Source organism: Maritimibacter alkaliphilus HTCC2654 (genome assembly GCF_000152805.1).
Taxonomy (GTDB): Bacteria; Pseudomonadota; Alphaproteobacteria; order Rhodobacterales; family Rhodobacteraceae; genus Maritimibacter; species Maritimibacter alkaliphilus.
On the sequence record NZ_CH902578.1, the window covers coordinates 3,377,947 to 3,393,922 of the forward strand.

17 protein-coding genes, 1 tRNA gene and 1 riboswitch are annotated in these 15,976 nt (G+C 65.3%); of the genes, 7 read left to right on the forward strand and 11 right to left on the reverse strand.

The features are described 5' to 3' along the window. Positions 1 to 5: 5 nt before the first annotated feature. Both RB2654_RS17560 and mgtE read right to left on the reverse strand, forming a co-directional pair. A complete protein-coding gene (locus tag RB2654_RS17560) occupies positions 6 to 554 on the reverse strand; it encodes a 5-formyltetrahydrofolate cyclo-ligase (RefSeq protein ID WP_008334324.1) in 549 nt (182 codons plus the stop codon). After that, the gene (gene mgtE, locus RB2654_RS17565) at positions 554 to 1,936 is read right to left on the reverse strand and encodes a magnesium transporter (protein WP_008334325.1); all 1,383 of its coding nucleotides are present in this window, start codon (positions 1,934 to 1,936) and stop codon (positions 554 to 556) included. The genes RB2654_RS17560 and mgtE overlap by 1 nt, the downstream gene beginning before the upstream one ends. A gap of 124 nt (positions 1,937 to 2,060) precedes the next feature. Between mgtE and guaD the strand changes: the two genes are divergently transcribed. After that, the gene (gene guaD / locus RB2654_RS17570; RefSeq protein WP_008334326.1) at positions 2,061 to 3,347 is read left to right on the forward strand and encodes a guanine deaminase; all 1,287 of its coding nucleotides are present in this window, start codon (positions 2,061 to 2,063) and stop codon (positions 3,345 to 3,347) included. Positions 3,348 to 3,436: 89 nt separating this feature from the next. Further along, on the forward strand, positions 3,437 to 4,099 hold the full coding sequence (locus tag RB2654_RS17575; RefSeq protein ID WP_008334327.1) for a methyltransferase domain-containing protein: 663 nt from the start codon (positions 3,437 to 3,439) through the stop codon (positions 4,097 to 4,099). A 1-nt stretch (position 4,100) separates the two neighbouring features. Here RB2654_RS17575 and RB2654_RS17580 read toward each other — a convergent pair whose 3' ends face one another. From RB2654_RS17580 to trxC, 3 genes are all read right to left on the reverse strand, one after another. Continuing rightward, positions 4,101 to 4,817: a SapC family protein gene (locus RB2654_RS17580; RefSeq protein ID WP_008334328.1), complete on the reverse strand. Its 717-nt coding sequence runs from the start codon at positions 4,815 to 4,817 to the stop codon at positions 4,101 to 4,103. A gap of 124 nt (positions 4,818 to 4,941) precedes the next feature. Further along, a tRNA-Ala gene (locus RB2654_RS17585) sits at positions 4,942 to 5,017 on the reverse strand. Positions 5,018 to 5,075: 58 nt separating this feature from the next. After that, a complete protein-coding gene (gene trxC, locus RB2654_RS17590) occupies positions 5,076 to 5,522 on the reverse strand; it encodes a thioredoxin TrxC (RefSeq protein ID WP_008334329.1) in 447 nt (148 codons plus the stop codon). A gap of 75 nt (positions 5,523 to 5,597) precedes the next feature. On the opposite strand from trxC, the gene RB2654_RS17595 reads away from it, so the two are divergent. After that, a complete protein-coding gene (locus tag RB2654_RS17595; protein WP_008334336.1) occupies positions 5,598 to 5,783 on the forward strand; it encodes a hypothetical protein in 186 nt (61 codons plus the stop codon). Between the two features lie 18 nt (positions 5,784 to 5,801). Continuing rightward, positions 5,802 to 6,986 carry a geranylgeranyl reductase family protein gene (locus RB2654_RS17600; protein ID WP_008334338.1) on the forward strand — a complete coding sequence of 395 codons (1,185 nt, stop codon included), beginning with the start codon at positions 5,802 to 5,804 and terminating at the stop codon, positions 6,984 to 6,986. Between the two features lie 140 nt (positions 6,987 to 7,126). On the opposite strand, the gene RB2654_RS17605 is transcribed toward RB2654_RS17600, so the two are convergent. The 6 genes from RB2654_RS17605 to gcvT form a co-directional block, all read right to left on the reverse strand. Beyond that, complete coding sequence (locus tag RB2654_RS17605; protein WP_008334341.1) at positions 7,127 to 8,107, reverse strand: class I SAM-dependent methyltransferase; 981 nt, start codon at positions 8,105 to 8,107, stop codon at positions 7,127 to 7,129. A gap of 64 nt (positions 8,108 to 8,171) precedes the next feature. Then, a complete protein-coding gene (gene gcvP / locus RB2654_RS17610) occupies positions 8,172 to 11,018 on the reverse strand; it encodes an aminomethyl-transferring glycine dehydrogenase (RefSeq protein WP_040885200.1) in 2,847 nt (948 codons plus the stop codon). 11 nt (positions 11,019 to 11,029) lie between these two features. Next, complete coding sequence (locus RB2654_RS17615; RefSeq protein WP_008334345.1) at positions 11,030 to 11,383, reverse strand: VOC family protein; 354 nt, start codon at positions 11,381 to 11,383, stop codon at positions 11,030 to 11,032. Then, positions 11,380 to 11,844, reverse strand: a complete 465-nt coding sequence (locus RB2654_RS17620; RefSeq protein ID WP_008334347.1) for an SRPBCC family protein — start codon at positions 11,842 to 11,844, stop codon at positions 11,380 to 11,382. The genes RB2654_RS17615 and RB2654_RS17620 overlap by 4 nt, the downstream gene beginning before the upstream one ends. Then, on the reverse strand, positions 11,841 to 12,200 hold the full coding sequence (gene gcvH, locus RB2654_RS17625; protein WP_008334349.1) for a glycine cleavage system protein GcvH: 360 nt from the start codon (positions 12,198 to 12,200) through the stop codon (positions 11,841 to 11,843). Before gcvH ends, RB2654_RS17620 begins: the two co-directional genes overlap by 4 nt. 18 nt (positions 12,201 to 12,218) lie before the next feature. Then, complete coding sequence (gene gcvT / locus RB2654_RS17630) at positions 12,219 to 13,313, reverse strand: glycine cleavage system aminomethyltransferase GcvT (protein ID WP_008334351.1); 1,095 nt, start codon at positions 13,311 to 13,313, stop codon at positions 12,219 to 12,221. Between the two features lie 139 nt (positions 13,314 to 13,452). After that, positions 13,453 to 13,552: riboswitch (glycine riboswitch) on the reverse strand. Positions 13,553 to 13,621: 69 nt separating this feature from the next. On the opposite strand from gcvT, the gene RB2654_RS17635 reads away from it, so the two are divergent. The 3 genes from RB2654_RS17635 to RB2654_RS17645 all read left to right on the forward strand — a co-directional run bounded on the left by RB2654_RS17635 (position 13,622) and on the right by RB2654_RS17645 (position 15,926). Then, positions 13,622 to 14,188: a gamma-glutamylcyclotransferase family protein gene (locus RB2654_RS17635; protein WP_008334353.1), complete on the forward strand. Its 567-nt coding sequence runs from the start codon at positions 13,622 to 13,624 to the stop codon at positions 14,186 to 14,188. A 220-nt stretch (positions 14,189 to 14,408) separates the two neighbouring features. Then, positions 14,409 to 15,269: a branched-chain amino acid aminotransferase gene (locus RB2654_RS17640; protein WP_008334354.1), complete on the forward strand. Its 861-nt coding sequence runs from the start codon at positions 14,409 to 14,411 to the stop codon at positions 15,267 to 15,269. Positions 15,270 to 15,470: 201 nt separating this feature from the next. Next, a complete protein-coding gene (locus RB2654_RS17645) occupies positions 15,471 to 15,926 on the forward strand; it encodes a universal stress protein (RefSeq protein WP_008334356.1) in 456 nt (151 codons plus the stop codon). Positions 15,927 to 15,976 lie beyond the last annotated feature (50 nt).

The window sequence follows — 15,976 nt, forward strand, 5'->3', positions numbered from 1 at the left end:
GGCGCTCACCGGAAGCGCAGCGTTTCGACCTCGGTCACGATGGCGTCGAGCGGCTGGTCCGTGGGTTCCAACGGCAAGTCGGGAAGTTCCTGCGCGGCGAAGGCATAGCCTATAGCGAGCGTCGGGCGCAGCGCCCGCAGCGCCGCCAGCGTCCGGTCGTAGAACCCGCCGCCATAACCCAGCCGATTGCCCGCACGGTCGAAGGCGACGAGGGGCACGATCAGCACATGCGGCTCCACGTCCGGCCCGTCGGCGGGCCATTGGGTGCCGTATTTCCCCTCGACCAGCGGTGTGTCCGGCGTCCATAGCCGGAAGGTGAGGGGCAGGCCCAGCTTGGGCGTGACCGGCACGCCCACCGGGCCATGTCCGGCCATTTCGGCCATGACGGGCTGCGCATCGACCTCCGAGCGCATCGGCAGGTATCCGGCCAGCGGCCTGCCGCGATGCACATGCAGCATCGCTCTGAGCCGCGCTTGCGCCGCCTGCGCGCGCGCCGGGTCGTGCACCGCGTCGCGGGCGGCAAGCGCCTGGGCGCGGGCCTCGGCCTTGTCCATCACAGCAGGACGATCCCGGCGAGGCCGAGGAAGGCGAAGAACCCAACGACATCCGTGACCGTGGTCACGAAAGTGCCGGAGGCCAACGCCGGGTCCACGTTGAACTTGTCCAGAACGACGGGGACGAGCACGCCCGCCAGCCCCGCGACCATCAGGTTGATGACCATGGCCGCCGCGATCACCGCGCCCAGCATGGGCGAGCCGAACCAGATGATCCCGACGATCCCCATGACGATGGCGAAGACCGCCCCGTTGATGAAGCCAACGGCGGCCTCGCGACGGATCACGCGCCAGACGTTCGAGGAGGTCAGGTCTTTCGTCGCGATCGCGCGCACCGCGACGGTCAGGCTTTGTGTGCCCGCGTTCCCGCCCATCGACGCGACGATGGGCATCAGAACGGCAAGCGCCACGAACCCGGCGATTACGTCTTCGAAGAGCGCGATGACGAGTGAGGCGATGATCGCGGTGCCAAGGTTCACGGCGAGCCACGGCAGGCGCGCGCGCACCGTCTCGCTCACCCGGTCGTTGAGTGACCCTTCACCGACACCGGCGAGGCGCAGAATGTCCTCTTCATGCTCTTCGTCCAGAATGATCATGGCGTCGTCGATGGTGATGACGCCGACCAGCCGGTCATCCTCGTCGACCACCGGGGCCGAAATCAGGTGATACTGGTTGAACGCATAGGCCACATCGCCTTCGTCCTGCGTGACGGGGATGGTGCGAAAGCTGTCCTCGGTGATCTCCGACAGGGCCGTGGTGCGGGGCGAGGCCATGATCTTGCCCAGCGTGACATAGCCCGTGGGCCGCATCCGCGGATCGACGAGAATGACGTGATAGAACTGATCCGGCAGATCTTCATGCGCGCGCATGTGGTCGATCAGGTGGCCCACGTCCCAATGCTCGGGCGCCGCCACAAGCTCGCGCTGCATAAGGCGGCCTGCGGATTCCTCGGGGTAGGACAGCGACTGTTCGACGGCGGCCCGGTCGGTGATCGCCAGCGCGTCGAGGATGATTTCCTGCTGCGGCTCGTCCAGATCCTCGATCAGGTCGACCACGTCGTCGGTGTCCAGCTCGCGCACGGCGTCGGCCAGAACCTCGGGATGCAGCGCCTCGATCACGCTTTCGCGGACGCTCTCGTTCAGTTCCGACAGGATGTCGCCGTCGAATTCCTTGCCGTAAAGCTGGACGAGGCGCAGGCGCGTATCCTCGTCCACCTGTTCCAGAAGGTCGGCGATGTCGGCCGGGTGAACCGGCTCCAGCGCCTCGATCAGCGCCTCGCTGTCACCGTCGCGCAGGGCGACGAGAACCGGCTCGACCGTCTCACGGTCAAGCGCGTAGCTGTCCTCTTCGTGAATCTCTTCGGTGTTCAGGTCTTCCGCCATCTTTCACCCCGCCTGTTGTCGCGGGCGACATTAGGGGAAGGCCGGGATGAGATACAGGGGGAAAGGCCGTGGACCTTGCCCCAAGCCCGGCCTAGGTTTTGCGAGTCACCAGCGCGGAAGCCCCATGAAACTCATCCTCGGTCAGACCCTGTCATTCCTGTCGGACCCGTTCGCGGGCGACCCCGAAGCGTCGGCGCTCTGGGATCGCCGGTCGGGCGTCGTCGTGGACGACACCACGGGAACCATCGTCGAGATCGGGCCGGCGGACACGCTGAAACGCCTGTGGTCCAATGCGGTGGTCGAGGATCACGGCGACGCCCTGATCCTGCCGGGCTTCATCGACGCCCACGCGCATTATCCGCAGACCGGCATCATCGCCAGTTGGGGCAAACGCCTGATCGACTGGCTGAACACTTACACATTCCCCGAAGAGGCGCGGTTCGGGGATGCGGGCTATGCGGCCGAGGTGGCATCGCGCTATTTCGACCTCGTCTTGTCCAACGGCACGACCACGACCGTCAGCTTCTGCACCATCCACCCGGAAAGCGTCGGCGCCTATTTCGCCGAGGCGCAGAAGCGCGGGATGCGCGTGTTCGGGGGCAAGACCTGCATGGACCGGAACGCGCCGGACGATTTGCGGGACACCGCGCAATCGGCATACGACGACTCGAAGCGGCTACTCGCGCGGTGGCACGGGCAGGGGCGGCTGTCCTACGTCATCACGCCGCGCTTCGCGCCCACCTCGACGCCCGAACAACTCGAGGCACTGGGAAGCCTGTGGGCCGAGAACCCCACGTGCCTGATGCAGACGCATCTGTCCGAGCAGACGGAAGAGATCGAGTGGGTCATGGGGATGTTTCCCGAGGCCACGGATTACACCGACATCTACGACCGCTTCGGCCTCTTGCGCGAGGGCGCGCTGATGGGCCACGCGATCCACCTGTCGGCCCGTGAACGGGCGCGGCTGAAGGAGGTGGGGGCATCGCTCATCCATTGCCCGACCTCCAACACCTTCATCGGCTCCGGCCTGTTCGACATGGCCGGCCTGCGAGCCGAGGGGCAGAAGGTCGGGCTCGCCACCGACACCGGGGGCGGGTCGTCGTTTTCCATGCTGCGCACGATGGCGGCGACCTATGAGATCGGGCAGCTTCGCGGCACGCCCCTGCACCCCGCGCACCTTCTGTGGCTGGCCACCGCCGGATCGGCCGAGGCCATCGGGATGGGGCAGACCATCGGACGGCTCGCGCCGGACTACGAGGCGGACCTCGTGGTTCTCGACCTCGCCTCGACACCGGGGATCGAACAGCGTGCGGGCAGGGCCGAGACGATCTGGGAACAGGTGTTTCCCACGATCATGATGGGCGACGACCGGGCCGTGGCCGCAACCTATGTCGCCGGGCAACGCGTTTGATGAATATCGGATTTTTCCCGGTTTTCACTTGATCTGAACGCATCCTTCCGAATCCTTGTCGCAAAAAGACAAGAAGATCGGGCGGACAGATGCACAAGGAAACGATCACGCTGATGAAAAAGGCGTTCCGCAAACACGTGGCGGAACGCGATCCGGGGCTCGTCCTCGACGTCGGGTCCGTGGGCAAGCGCCCGTGGTTTCGCCAGGTGTGGGAGGACGGTGGCTGGACCTATCACGGCATGGACATGAAGGCGGGGCCGAACGTCGACATCGTGCTGGACGACCCCTGGCGTTTCGAAATCGAGGACGGCAGGTATGACGCCGTCATCTCGGGCAACATGCTCGAACATAACGAGTTCTTCTGGCTGACCTTCCTCGAAATGTCGCGGGTGCTGAAACTGGACGGTGTGATGGTGCATGTCGTGCCGTCGCGCGGGCCGGAACATCGCGACCCGCAGGACTGTTGGCGCTGGTATCGCGACGGCATGTTCGCGATGGCGAAATGGGCCGGCTTCGACTGCGTCGAAACGACGACGGACTGGTCGGACGAACACATCGCGTATTACGAAACCAAGAACAGGGCGCGGGCCAAACGGCTCACGCGCACGCGGCGGCACGCCGACAACTTCTGGGGCGACACCGTCGGCGTGTTCGTGAAGACCGCCGAAACCCGCGATACGCTCGGGATGGACTACATCCGGCGCTTCGCCGCGCAACACCCCGAAGGCGCCGCGCAGCTCGCCGCCGAATAGCTCAGGCCGCCTGCGCTTCGCTTTCGTCCTTGAGAACACGGGTCAGCGACACGCTCATCAGATGCGCGTAGATCGCGGGCAGGATACCGGCCGCGCGCAGCCGCAGGAACGCCTCGTCCGGCAGGGCCGACAACGCCTGTTCGTTGATGACCGCGAAGCCCTGTAGGCTGGTCGTGACCTTGCCGTTCGCATCCTTCGCCTCGATGGTGATCGTCTGGAACAGCGCCAGCTCGTTCAGCACGGCAAGCGCGGCTTCGGTCCGCTTGGCCGAGGCCGCGTATTCGGTGACGAGCGTGACCACCCGCCCCATGAAATCGGTCTGCTTGCCGTCCTCGTCAAACAGTGCCGTGCCGCCATCGGTCTCGGCGAAGCCGGGGAACTCCGCGTCCACGCAGATGATCGGGTCGGCCCCGTCCTGTTCGCCCAGAATGAACGGATAGCGCCGCAGATAGGCGGGGAGGTAGCGGCGGTTCCAGCGCCCGTCGGCATCCACGAACTGATTGTGGCCCGTGGTCAGCCCGCACAGAAAGACCGGCGTATACCCGGTGCCGGTGGGCACGAACACGATCGGCAGGTCATGCGCGGCCACCGTGAACTCGTCGAACACCGCCGGGATCAACTGCGCCTCACGGGCGAAGCCGAACGGCTCGGCCTCGGGTGAAATCTGGAACTTGCGATGATTCACGGTCGAGAGCGCCTCGACCTTTTTATAAAACATTGGCAATTGGGTCATCGGAACGCCTCGTCTGAAAATTGGTCCCGAGACTGTCCGACGAGACGCGCCCGGAGTCAAACACGGGGGCGCCGCAAACCGGGCCACGACATTGCCGATGAAGGGAATTTGGTGGAGCCGATCGGGATCGAACCGACGACCTCGTCATTGCGAACGACGCGCTCTCCCAACTGAGCTACGGCCCCAACGCGGTGGTATCTGGAGGTTTCCGGCCCCGCTGTCAAGCGGGTAACGCCGCCTGTGTCACGCCCCGACCTTGGCTTTCGACCGCACAAAATCCTCGATCCCCTTGGCGGGCATCGCCCCCGCCTGTCGCGCGATTTCGCGACCGTTCTGATAGAGGATCAGCGCGGGAATGCCCCGGATGTTGTTCTTCATCGACACCTTGGGGAATTCCTCGGTGTTGATCTTGGCCAACCGCACATTCGGAGCGAGCGACTGGGCCGCTTTCTGGAACTCCGGTGCCATCATCCGGCACGGCCCGCACCACGGGGCCCAGAAATCGACGAGCAAGGGCAGATCGTCGGCTTTGGCGGCCTTGGCCAGCGTCGTCGGGTCCAACTCGCGCACCTTGCCGTCCATCAGCTTGGTGCCGCAGGTGCCGCATTTCGGGCCTGCGCCCAGCTTGTCTTCGGGCGCACGGTTCAGGCTGCCGCATTCGAGACAGGTAAGTTTGACGTGTTTGGTCATGTCGGACCTCGTAAATATTCTTTGGAGTGAATATGTATCCGGGCGGATCACGGTTCAAGGGGCAAGTGGCGGCAAATGCGCGAATGGGCAGACCTCACCAAGGACGAGCAGACCGCGCTGCGTCTGGCCTATCAGGATGAGATAGACCGAAACCCGCGCACCTGTTCGATGGACGAAAAAGTGACACGGTTCACCAACTGGCTCGCCACGAGCGGGGTGGCCTTTTCCGCCGCCGACCTTTCGCCTAACAAGGCCCGGTAAAGGATCGGAGCGCATGTCATGGCAGATCAGGATTTCGATGTCGTCGTGATCGGCGCCGGACCGGCCGGGTCGTCCGCCGCGAAACGGGCCCGTGACCTCGGCCTCAGCGTCGCCCTCATAGACCGGGCGGTGTTCCCACGCCCGAAGCTTTGCGGCGCGCTCATCAGCCCCCGTGGCAACAAGGCGGTCAAACGCGTCTTCGATATGGAGATGTCGCCCGAGATGTATCTCGTCTCGCGGCAGGTGGCGTTCAAATGGGATGGCGAGGAACTGAACCGTTTCGACGCGCCCTATGATCTGACCTACACCTACCGGCTCGATTTCGACCACTGGCTGCAACAGGCCGCCGTCGCGGCGGGCGCCGTGGACATGCAGGGCACGCGGGTCGAGACGATCCATGACGCCGACAACCTGCTGGAACTCTCGGACGGGCGCCGGATCGGCTACAAAGTTCTGATCGGCGCGGACGGGGCCGCCAGCCCGGTGGCCAAGCACATCCTCGGCGCGGCCTACGACCCCGACAAGATCGGCTTCGCATTCGAGACCGAGGCACCGGGCGGCTGCGACCCCGAGGCGCTCATGTCCATCGACTTCGACATCGTGCATTGGGGCTACGGCTGGAATTTTCCCAAGGCGGGCAGCCGCACCATCGGGCTAGGCGCGATCCGGTCGGTGGATCAAGATCTCAAGGCACGCATGGCGCGCTATCTGGCGCATGAGGGCGTGGACCCGGACAGCGTGACGATCAAGGGCGCGCATATCCCGCTGGGCGATTTCAAGGAAAAGCCGGGCAAGGGCAACGTGCTGCTCGCAGGCGACGCGGCCGGGTTCGTGGACGGGATCACGGGCGAGGGGATCGCACTGGCCATCGAGAGCGGGGCCGAAGCGGCCGAGGCCGCCGCGCAGGTGATCGACGAGGGGCGGCCCCAGCGCGCCGACCGCGCCTATTTCCCGCGCATCAAGTATATCCAGACCGATCTGGAAAAGGTCCGGCGGCTGCGGGTGATCGCCTATAGCTCCGCCATGCGCGATCTTTTCAAGGAAAAGCTCAGGACCTCGACCATGATGCGCTCGTCCCTGTTCGAGGTGCTCGCGGGCAACGCGACCTATGCCGACATCGAAAAGCGGGTCGCCAAGCGTGCTTTCATGTCGGTTGCGCAAGGGTTGTCGTCCTGGCCCACCAAACTCGCGCGCCGGGGCTGACGGACGCGGGAGTTTTGGGGTGGTGGTGACCGGAAGTCCGTGATTAACGCATTGAAATCATGATGCAATACGTCATTCCTAGGTTACTAGAATACTAGGATACTAGAAAACTAGGATTCTGGTATCCCCGCCGCGCCCGCTCAGGCCGCGTTAGGCCCCACGGCCCGGATCAAACCATAGCGCGTTATGCCGTTCTCGCTCGCCGGATCTGCCGCGCCGCCGTACATGATGTAGATGCCAAGGAACCCGGCGACGGCATTGCGCGCGAGGTGCTTGGGAACGAAGGGGCGCAGCAGCCGGTATTTCCACTGGGTCAGGAACTTCAGCCCGACCCGGCCCAGACGTCGACAGGTGCCCAGGCCCTGCATCGAAATGTCCTCGGTCGTCACGTCGGTGAACCCGGCGCGCGCCAGTGCATCCTCCCACGTGCCCCAGACGGCATAGCCGTGGGGAACCGCAAGGCACAGTTCGTTCAGGACCAGCGCCTCTTTCAGATCGTCCGATTTCGATTCCCAGTCCGTGCGGCGGAACGCGTCGTGGAACATGAAGGTGCCGCCGGGGGCGAGCCGGGCCTTGATGCGTTCGATCACCGCGTCGATCTCGGGCGAATGGCACAGGGTTTCGACCGCGAAGATCAGGTCGAACTGGCCCAGATCGTCGGGCAATTCGGTAAAGCTCGACCGCACCGCGCGGAAATTCGGCAGATGCGCCCCGCGTTCATTGGCCTTGGTGATATGCGCCTCGATCAGGTCGGTCGCCACCACCTCGACCTCGGGCAGGGCCTCGGCGATGACGCGGGCGTTGAAGGCCTGACCGCACCCGAGTTCGAGGATGCGTCTCGCCCCGATCTTCCGCGCCTCGGCGATGACCGTGTCGGCTTGCGCCCGCAGCCCGTCGTGAGTGTATTTCCCGTCATCCGACAATGCCATGTGCATCGCCGCATGGGGGTTGTAGCGTTCGTAGCCCCAACGCGATTGCAGGTAGTAGGCGGTGACGAGCCGTTCCGTCGGCGTCGACAGATCACGCAACAGGCGGTCCTTGCCGAACCGCCTGTCGATCAGCGCCAGAGCATCCGTCACCGAATAGTCCGTCAGTTTCGGATCGTTCGTCTTCTGCGCCATGACCGCTCTCGGTTGCCCCGGCGGCTTGGGTAGCAACCGATGCGCGCTTTGACCAGCGCCAAGATCACTCGGCGGCTTCGACGTAATCCTCGAGCGGCGGGCAGATGCAGACGAGGTTCCGGTCGCCATAGGCGTTGTCGACCCGGTTCACCGGCGGCCAGTACTTGTCGACCCGAAACGCGCCCGGCGGGAAGCACCCCTGTTCGCGGCTATAGGGCCGGTTCCAGTCGCCCACCAGATCCTCGACCGTGTGCGGCGCGTGTTTCAGCGGGTTCGCCTCCGCATCCGCGCGCCCCTCTTCGATGTCGCGGATTTCCTCGCGGATCGCCAGCATGGCGTCGCAGAAGCGGTCGAGCTCGGCCTTGGTCTCGGATTCCGTGGGTTCGACCATCAGCGTGCCCGCCACCGGCCAGCTCATCGTGGGCGCGTGGAAGCCGCAATCCATCAGGCGCTTGGCGATGTCGTCGACGGTGACCCCGGCGCTCTCGGCATAGGGCCGCGTGTCGATGATGCACTCATGCGCGACATGGCCGGTCGGCCCCTTGTAGAGCACGTCGTAGGCCCCGCGCAGCCGCGCCGCGATATAGTTCGCGTTCAGGATCGCGACCCGCGTCGCCTGTGTCAGCCCCTCGCCGCCCATCATCAGGATATAGGCCCAGGAAATCGGTAGGATACTGGCCGACCCATAGGGCGCCGACGACACTGCACCGATCCCGCCCTTGAACGGATCGGGGGGCAGATGCGGCGCAAGGTGCGCCTTTACCCCGATCGGACCCATGCCGGGGCCGCCGCCGCCATGCGGAATCGCGAAAGTCTTGTGCAGGTTCAGGTGGCTCACGTCGCCCCCCAACTCGCCCAGCTTCACAAGACCCACGAGCGCATTCAAGTTCGCCCCGTCGATATAGACTTGCCCGCCGTGTTCATGCGTAATGGCGCAGACGGTGCGCACGGTTTCCTCGAACACGCCGTGGGTGGAGGGATAGGTAATCATCGTCGCGGCCAGCTTGTCGCCCGCCGCTTCGGCCTTGGCGCGGAAGTCGTCCAGGTCGATGTCGCCGTTCTCGGCGGATTTCACGACCACCACCTTCATTCCCACCATCTGCGCGCTCGCCGGATTGGTGCCATGCGCGCTCATCGGGATGAGGCAAACATCGCGCTCATCCTGCCCGTTCGCCGCGTGATAGGCGGCGATGGTCAGAAGCCCCGCGTATTCCCCTTGCGCGCCGGAGTTGGGCTGCATCGACATCGCATCATACCCGGTGATCGTGCAGAGCTTGGCCTTCAGATCCTCGATCAGCCTGTGATAGCCGCGCGCCTGATCCTCGGGCGCTAGCGGGTGCAGCATCGCGAATTCGCGCCACGAGATCGGGATCATCTCGGCCGCCGCGTTCAGCTTCATGGTGCAGGAGCCGAGCGGAATCATCGCCCGGTCCAGCGCCAGATCGCGGTCGGCCAGCCGACGCATGTAGCGCATCATTTCGGTCTCGGCCCGGTTCATGTGAAAGACCGGATGGGTCAGGTAATCGCTGTCACGCAGGATCGAGTCCGGCAGGCGGTAATCCGTGTCCGACGGATCGTCCTCGGCCTCGATCCCGAAGGCGCGCCACACCGCTTCGATGGTGGCGGAGCGGATCGCCTCGTCCATCGTGATTGCCACTTTGGTCTTTCCGACCGGGCGCAAGTTCACACCCTGAGACCGCGCCGCATGGAGCACGCCTTTCTGAAGCAGTCCGACCTCGACCGTGAAGGTGTCGAAGAACGCACCCGGCCCGATCTCGAACCCGGCCTGTTCCAGCTTCTTGGCACAGCGCAGCGCCTTGCGGTGAACGCTCTGCGCGATGGCCTTCAACCCTTCCGGCCCATGAAAAACGGCATAAAAGCTCGCCATGACCGCCAGAAGCGCCTGCGCGGTGCAGACGTTCGACGTGGCCTTTTCGCGCCGGATATGTTGTTCGCGGGTCTGAAGCGACAGGCGATAGGCCTTGTTGCCGCGCGCATCCACGCTCACGCCCACGATCCGCCCCGGCATCGACCGTTTGTAGGCGTCCTTGGTCGCCATGTAAGCCGCGTGCGGGCCGCCATAGGCCATGGGCACGCCGAACCGCTGGCTGGTGCCGACGGCGATATCGGCTCCCATCGCGCCGGGTTCCTTCAGCACGGTCAGGGCCAGCGGGTCGGCCGACACGATGCCGATGGCCTTCGCGTCGTGCAGGGCGGCGATTTGTCCCGTGAAATCGCGCACCTCGCCATTGGTGCCGGGATACTGGAAGATCGCGCCGAACACCGCCTCGGGGTCGAGCGTATCGGGGTCGCCCACGATCACCTCGATCCCCAAAGGCGCGGCGCGGGTTTTCATGACGGCGATGTTCTGCGGGTGGCAGTTCTCGTCCACGAAGAACCCGGTCGCCTTCGACTTGGCCACCCGATGTGCCATCGCCATCGCCTCGGCGCAGGCCGTCGCCTCGTCCAGAAGCGAGGCATTGGCGACCTCCAGCCCGGTCAGGTCCGAGATCATCGTCTGATAATTCAAAAGCGCCTCGAGACGTCCTTGCGAAATCTCCGGCTGATAGGGCGTATAGGCCGTGTACCACGCCGGGTTCTCAAGGATGTTGCGCTGGATCGCGGGCGGGGTGACCGTACCGTGATACCCTTGTCCGAGGAGCGATGTCAGAACCTCGTTCTCGCCCGCCGTGACGCGCATCCGATGCAGCATCTCGCGCTCGGACAGGGGCGCGCCGAAGTCGAGCGGTTCGTCCTGTCGCAGGCTTTTCGGGATCGTCGCGTCGATCAGCGCGTTCAGACTGTCGGCGCCGATCACTTTCAACATCTCGTCCATCTCGCTGGGCGACGGGCCGATGTGGCGGCGGTTCGCGAAGTCGTAGGGGTCGTAGCCGGTGGGCGTGAAGGTCATATCGGTTTCCTTCAATTGATATGGGTCACGACATTCACGAGGTTGCCCTCGGGGTCGGAAAAGTAGAAGCGGCGAATGCCCCACGGCTCATCGACGGGGCCATAGGACGGGGTGATCTGGCGGGCGTTCAGGCGGTCGAGCGTGGCGGCGAAATCGTCGACCTCGATCGAGATGACGGGCATGTCGGTGCCCGATCCACCCTCGCTGGCGGTGTGCAGTTCGATCTGGTGGGACTGGTCGTTTTGCAGGAACGCGATCCACCCCATGTCCATCGGAACGTCGAGGTCGAACACCTCGGCATAGAACCGGGCCAGCGTGACCGGGTCGGTCGCGGGCAGGTTGGGCACGATGCGGATGACCGTCATCCCCCCACCTCGGCGGCGAGTTTCGCGAGGGACGAGGCGAGCGCGGCTTCGTGCACGGCCCGGTCGATCCCCGGCGGCACGTTCTTGGCGGTCACCGATACCTTTGTCCCGCCTGCGGCGGCGATATGGTCCCACGTCATGCACATGGTTCCCGCGTAAGCGTCGTCGGTGCTTACGAAGTCGACCTCCTGCACGATGCGGGTCGGCTCGTCGAGCGCGACGAAGCGCCCGTGCACCTCGTCCGTATCGGCTTGCGTCTTGCCCACGCCCGTCTCGGTGAAGGTCAGGCGCAGGCGATACGCGCCGCCCGGTGTCGGGTCGAACGCCAATACCTCCATCGTGGCATCGTCGGGCGGTAGCCATCGCACCAGCCGGTCCGGGTCAGTCTGGGCCGCCCAGACCTCTTCGGGCGAGGTGGCGATGAAGCGTTCCGCCCGGTCGGTGCGACCGCCGTCGATCACCCGATGAAGTCCTTGTATTCGTTCTCGTCCATATAGTCGTCCATCTGCTCCGGCTCGGACGGCTTGATCCTGAAGAACCACGCTTCGCCTTCGGGGTCGTCGTTGACCTTGCCCGGTTCTTCCACGATGGCCTCGTTGATCTCGACGATCTCGCCGTCGATGGGGGCTAGGATGTCCGACGCCGCCTTGACGCTTTCGATCACCACGATCTCGTCGTCCTTGGTCACTTCGGTGCCCACTTCGGGCAATTCGACGAAAACGATGTCGCCCAGTTGCTCGGCGGCGTGGGCGGTGATGCCGACCGTGACGATCCCGTCCACGTCATCGAGCCATTCGTGTTCTTCGGTATATTTCATGCGCGTCTCTCCTGTTGGTCAGCGTTTGAAGGTGGCGGGACGGAAGGGCAGGGGCGCGACCGTCACGGGAAGCCGTTTGCCCCGCACGTCGCCGAAAAGCGTCGTGCCGGGGGCGGCGGATGAGGTGGGAACGTAGCCCATCGACATGGGCCGTTCGATGGACGGGCCGAAGGCGCCCGAGGTGACGGACCCGATGGGATCGCCCGCGTCCGGGCTGGCGAAAAGCTGCGTGCCCGCGCGCATCGGGGCGCGACCTTCGGGCAGCAGGCCCACGCGCTTGCGCGGCGCGCCGTTCTCGATCTGGTCGAGGATGGTGGCGGCGCCGGGAAAGTCCGTTCGGTCGGTGCGCCGGACCTTCTGGATCGCCCAGCCAAGTCCGGCCTCGATGGGGGTCGTCGTCGTGTCGATGTCGGAGCCGTAAAGGCACAGCCCGGCCTCGAGCCGCAGCGAATCCCGTGCGCCCAGCCCGATCGGCTCGACCTCCTCCATCGTGAGCAGCGCCTCGGCCAGCGCGGTGGCCTGCGCCTCGCCCACGCTGATTTCATACCCGTCCTCGCCTGTATAGCCGGATCGTGAGACCCAAAGCGCGCCGTAGTCCGAGGGGATGACAGCCAAGTCCATGAACCGCATCCCGGCCACGTCAGGTGCGATCCGTGCAAGTGCGGCCTCGGCTTTCGGCCCCTGAAGCGCCAGCAATGCGCGATCCGTGATAACTTCCACCGCATCGCCCAGATGCGCGCGCAGGTGGGCGATGTCCTGATCCGCCATCGCCGCATTCACCACGAGGAACAGGTGGTCGCCGCGATTGGCGAGCATCAGATCGTCCATGATCCCGCCCGCCGCGTTAGTGAAGACCCCGTAGCGTTGCCGCCCTTCGGCCAGCCCGACCACATCGACCGGCACCAGCGTCTCCAGCGCGGCGGGGTCGCAGCGCAGGATCACCTGACCCATATGGCTTACGTCGAACAGACCGGCGGCGGCGCGGGTGTGCAGGTGTTCCTTCATCACGCCCAGCGGATATTGCACCGGCATTTCCCAGCCCGCGAAGGGCACCATCTTGCCGCCGCGCTCCACGTGCAGATCGAATAACGGTGTTCGTTTCAAGTCGCCCATGCGTTCCCGGCTCCCAATCCACCGGGGTGACGCGCCCGGCATCGCGGGGCCGATCCGGCCCGCCCGATGCCCCCTCTGTCCTTTCGCCTGAGATCGTTATCCCTTCGGCGGGCGCCCATGCGCCACTCTCCAGAGTGCTGTCGTCCACGCGGTCCTGAAGCCTGAGAGGTTCCGGGGCGGTTGCTCCTTCGGCACTGGTCCCGGTCAGGCGGGCGCCAGATTCTCCCAACGTGGATGCGGCCAAGTTACCGACGCATTGCACAGGGTCAAGACTTGCCTTCCGTCCCGTTCGCGCAAACAGTGCCGCCATGTCCGACCCATTCTTTTTCGGCTACGGCTCGCTGGTGAACCGGCGGACCCATGCCTACCCCGAAGCGCACCCGGCCCGCGTGACCGGATGGCGGCGCGCGTGGCGCCATTCGAAACGGTTCGACCGCTGCCTGCTCTCCGCCGTGCCCGCGCCCGACGATTACATCGACGGGCTGATCGCCTCGGTGCCCGGAGCCGACTGGGCCGCGCTCGACGAACGCGAAGGGGCTTATGCCCGCCATGATGCGAGCCACGCGGTCACGCACCCCATGGCCCGTGATCTGGACATCGCGATCTATGCGGTGGACCTCGCCACCTATCCGGTGCCCGGCGACGATCACCCGATCCTCATGTCCTACCTCGACGTGGTCATTCAGGGCTTTCATTCCGAGTTCGGCCAAACCGGCGTCGACCATTTCTTCGAGACGACTGAAGGCTGGCACGCGCCCGTGCTGGATGACCGCGCCGCCCCGGTCTATCCGCGCCATCAACGGCTCGCCGCCGAGGAAACGGCCCTCGTGGATGACGGGCTGGCCCGGATCGGGGCGCGGATCGTCCGTCTTTGACCTGACCTGTCACAAAACGGAATCAGCCCGACCCTAGGGTGAGCCTGCCCGCGATTCCCGGCCCGACCCGGTGGGGATGACATGGGCCGCGCGCCTGTCCCTACCCATTCCCCTGCGCGCATCCTCGCGCCCCCGGTCCTACCCACCGGGGGCGCTTTTTTGTCCGACTGGACCTTCGGAAAGGCCGGGCATAGGGTCGCGCGAAATCAAGGAGAACGACATGGCGACCGGGACCAATCTGCGCACCTATTTCGACGGCACATGGCACGAGGGCGACGTGCCCGTGATGAAGGCCGGGGATCATGGCGCATGGCTGGGCACCACGGTGTTCGACGGTGCACGGTTCGTCGACGGGATGGCCCCGGACCTCGACCGCCATCTGGCGCGGGTCAATGCCTCGGCCGAGGCGCTGATGATCAAGCCGACGGTCGGTGTGGACGAAATGCTCGAAATCGTCCGCGAAGGTCTGGCGCTCTATCCCAAGGACGCCGCTGTCTATATCCGCCCGATGTATTGGGGGATCGAGGGCGGCTACCTCGGCATTCTGCCCGACCAGTCCGCGACCGGCTTCGCCGTGGCGTTGGAGGAAATCCCGATGGCCGCGCCGGATGCGTCGATGACCCTGACGACCACGCGCTTTCGCCGCCCCGTGCTGGAGGACGCCGTGGTGAACGCCAAGGCCGGATGCCTCTATCCCAACAACGCCCGGATGCTGGCCGAGGCCCGCGCCAAGGGCTACACCAACGCGCTCGTCGCCGATGCGCTGGGCAACGTGGCCGAAACCGCGAGCGCGAACGTGTTCATGGTGAAGGACGGCGAGGTGTTCACGCCCATCGCCAACGGCACCTTCCTGTCCGGCATCACCCGCGCCCGCCATATCGAGAACCTGCGCGCGGACGGCGTCACGGTGCACGAGGCGGTCCTGAGCTTCGACGATTTCAGGGCCGCGGACGAGGTGTTTTTGTCGGGCAACCTCAACAAGGTGACGCCCGTCATCGAGTTCGACGGGACCATGTATCAGCACGGCCCCGTCACGCGCCGGGTCCGCGAGCTTTACTGGGACTGGGCCGCGAGCCTTTGAGGGTGGCGAAACGGTGCGGGGCTGAAGCCCCGCGCAGGATTTGCGCCGCCCCGACTGCGTCGGGCCGTCGCGGTGGCAGCCGCCGTTGGCGGCTCTGGAGGGCCAGCCCTCCAGACCTCCCGAAGTATTTAGAAAACGAAGAAGAACATTGATCGGTTGCGGGTGCTGCGTCATGATCCGGACGGTCGAGGGGAGTGATCCATGCGCAAGTTTCTGGTGGTTCTGGACGACAGCCGCGAGTGTCTGAACGCGATGCGCTTCGCCGCGATGCGGGCGGCCAACACGGGCGGCGGGGTCGAGATCCTGTCGATCATTCCGCCCGAGGAATTCAACCACTGGCTCGGTGTCGGAGCCGTCATGCGCGAAGAAGCCCGCGAGCGGATCGAGGCGCATTACGAGGTGTTCGCCAAGTGGATGCGCGACAAGCAGGGGGTGAACCCCGAACTCGTGATCCGCGAAGGAGAGGCGGTCGAAGAGCTTCTGGCCCAAGTGCGTGAAGACCCGGATGTGGGGGTCGTGGTGCTGGGCGCCGGGTCCGGCAAGAAGGGGCCGGGGCCGCTGGTCACCGCGCTCACCCGGGCGGCGGCGAACCTGCCGGTGCCGCTGACCATCGTTCCGGGCGAGATGTCCAAGGAGCGGCTGGAGAGCATCACCTGAGCCGGGTCTGGCTGTCTCTCATCTACCTCGCCGCGATGTGTGGGGCGTTC

Excerpts from the sequence above, each read along its gene's own strand:
- RB2654_RS17560 (WP_008334324.1), bottom strand. The coding sequence starts at position 554 with ATGGACAAGGCCGAGGCCCGCGCCCAGGCGCTTGCCGCCCGCGACGCG.
- mgtE (WP_008334325.1), bottom strand. The coding sequence starts at position 1,936 with ATGGCGGAAGACCTGAACACCGAAGAGATTCACGAAGAGGACAGCTAC.
- guaD (WP_008334326.1), top strand. The coding sequence starts at position 2,061 with ATGAAACTCATCCTCGGTCAGACCCTGTCATTCCTGTCGGACCCGTTC.
- RB2654_RS17575 (WP_008334327.1), top strand. The coding sequence starts at position 3,437 with ATGCACAAGGAAACGATCACGCTGATGAAAAAGGCGTTCCGCAAACAC.
- RB2654_RS17580 (WP_008334328.1), bottom strand. The coding sequence starts at position 4,817 with ATGTTTTATAAAAAGGTCGAGGCGCTCTCGACCGTGAATCATCGCAAG.
- trxC (WP_008334329.1), bottom strand. The coding sequence starts at position 5,522 with ATGACCAAACACGTCAAACTTACCTGTCTCGAATGCGGCAGCCTGAAC.
- RB2654_RS17595 (WP_008334336.1), top strand. The coding sequence starts at position 5,598 with ATGCGCGAATGGGCAGACCTCACCAAGGACGAGCAGACCGCGCTGCGT.
- RB2654_RS17600 (WP_008334338.1), top strand. The coding sequence starts at position 5,802 with ATGGCAGATCAGGATTTCGATGTCGTCGTGATCGGCGCCGGACCGGCC.
- RB2654_RS17605 (WP_008334341.1), bottom strand. The coding sequence starts at position 8,107 with ATGGCGCAGAAGACGAACGATCCGAAACTGACGGACTATTCGGTGACG.
- gcvP (WP_040885200.1), bottom strand. The coding sequence starts at position 11,018 with ATGACCTTCACGCCCACCGGCTACGACCCCTACGACTTCGCGAACCGC.
- RB2654_RS17615 (WP_008334345.1), bottom strand. The coding sequence starts at position 11,383 with ATGACGGTCATCCGCATCGTGCCCAACCTGCCCGCGACCGACCCGGTC.
- gcvH (WP_008334349.1), bottom strand. The coding sequence starts at position 12,200 with ATGAAATATACCGAAGAACACGAATGGCTCGATGACGTGGACGGGATC.
- gcvT (WP_008334351.1), bottom strand. The coding sequence starts at position 13,313 with ATGGGCGACTTGAAACGAACACCGTTATTCGATCTGCACGTGGAGCGC.
- RB2654_RS17635 (WP_008334353.1), top strand. The coding sequence starts at position 13,622 with ATGTCCGACCCATTCTTTTTCGGCTACGGCTCGCTGGTGAACCGGCGG.
- RB2654_RS17640 (WP_008334354.1), top strand. The coding sequence starts at position 14,409 with ATGGCGACCGGGACCAATCTGCGCACCTATTTCGACGGCACATGGCAC.
- RB2654_RS17645 (WP_008334356.1), top strand. The coding sequence starts at position 15,471 with ATGCGCAAGTTTCTGGTGGTTCTGGACGACAGCCGCGAGTGTCTGAAC.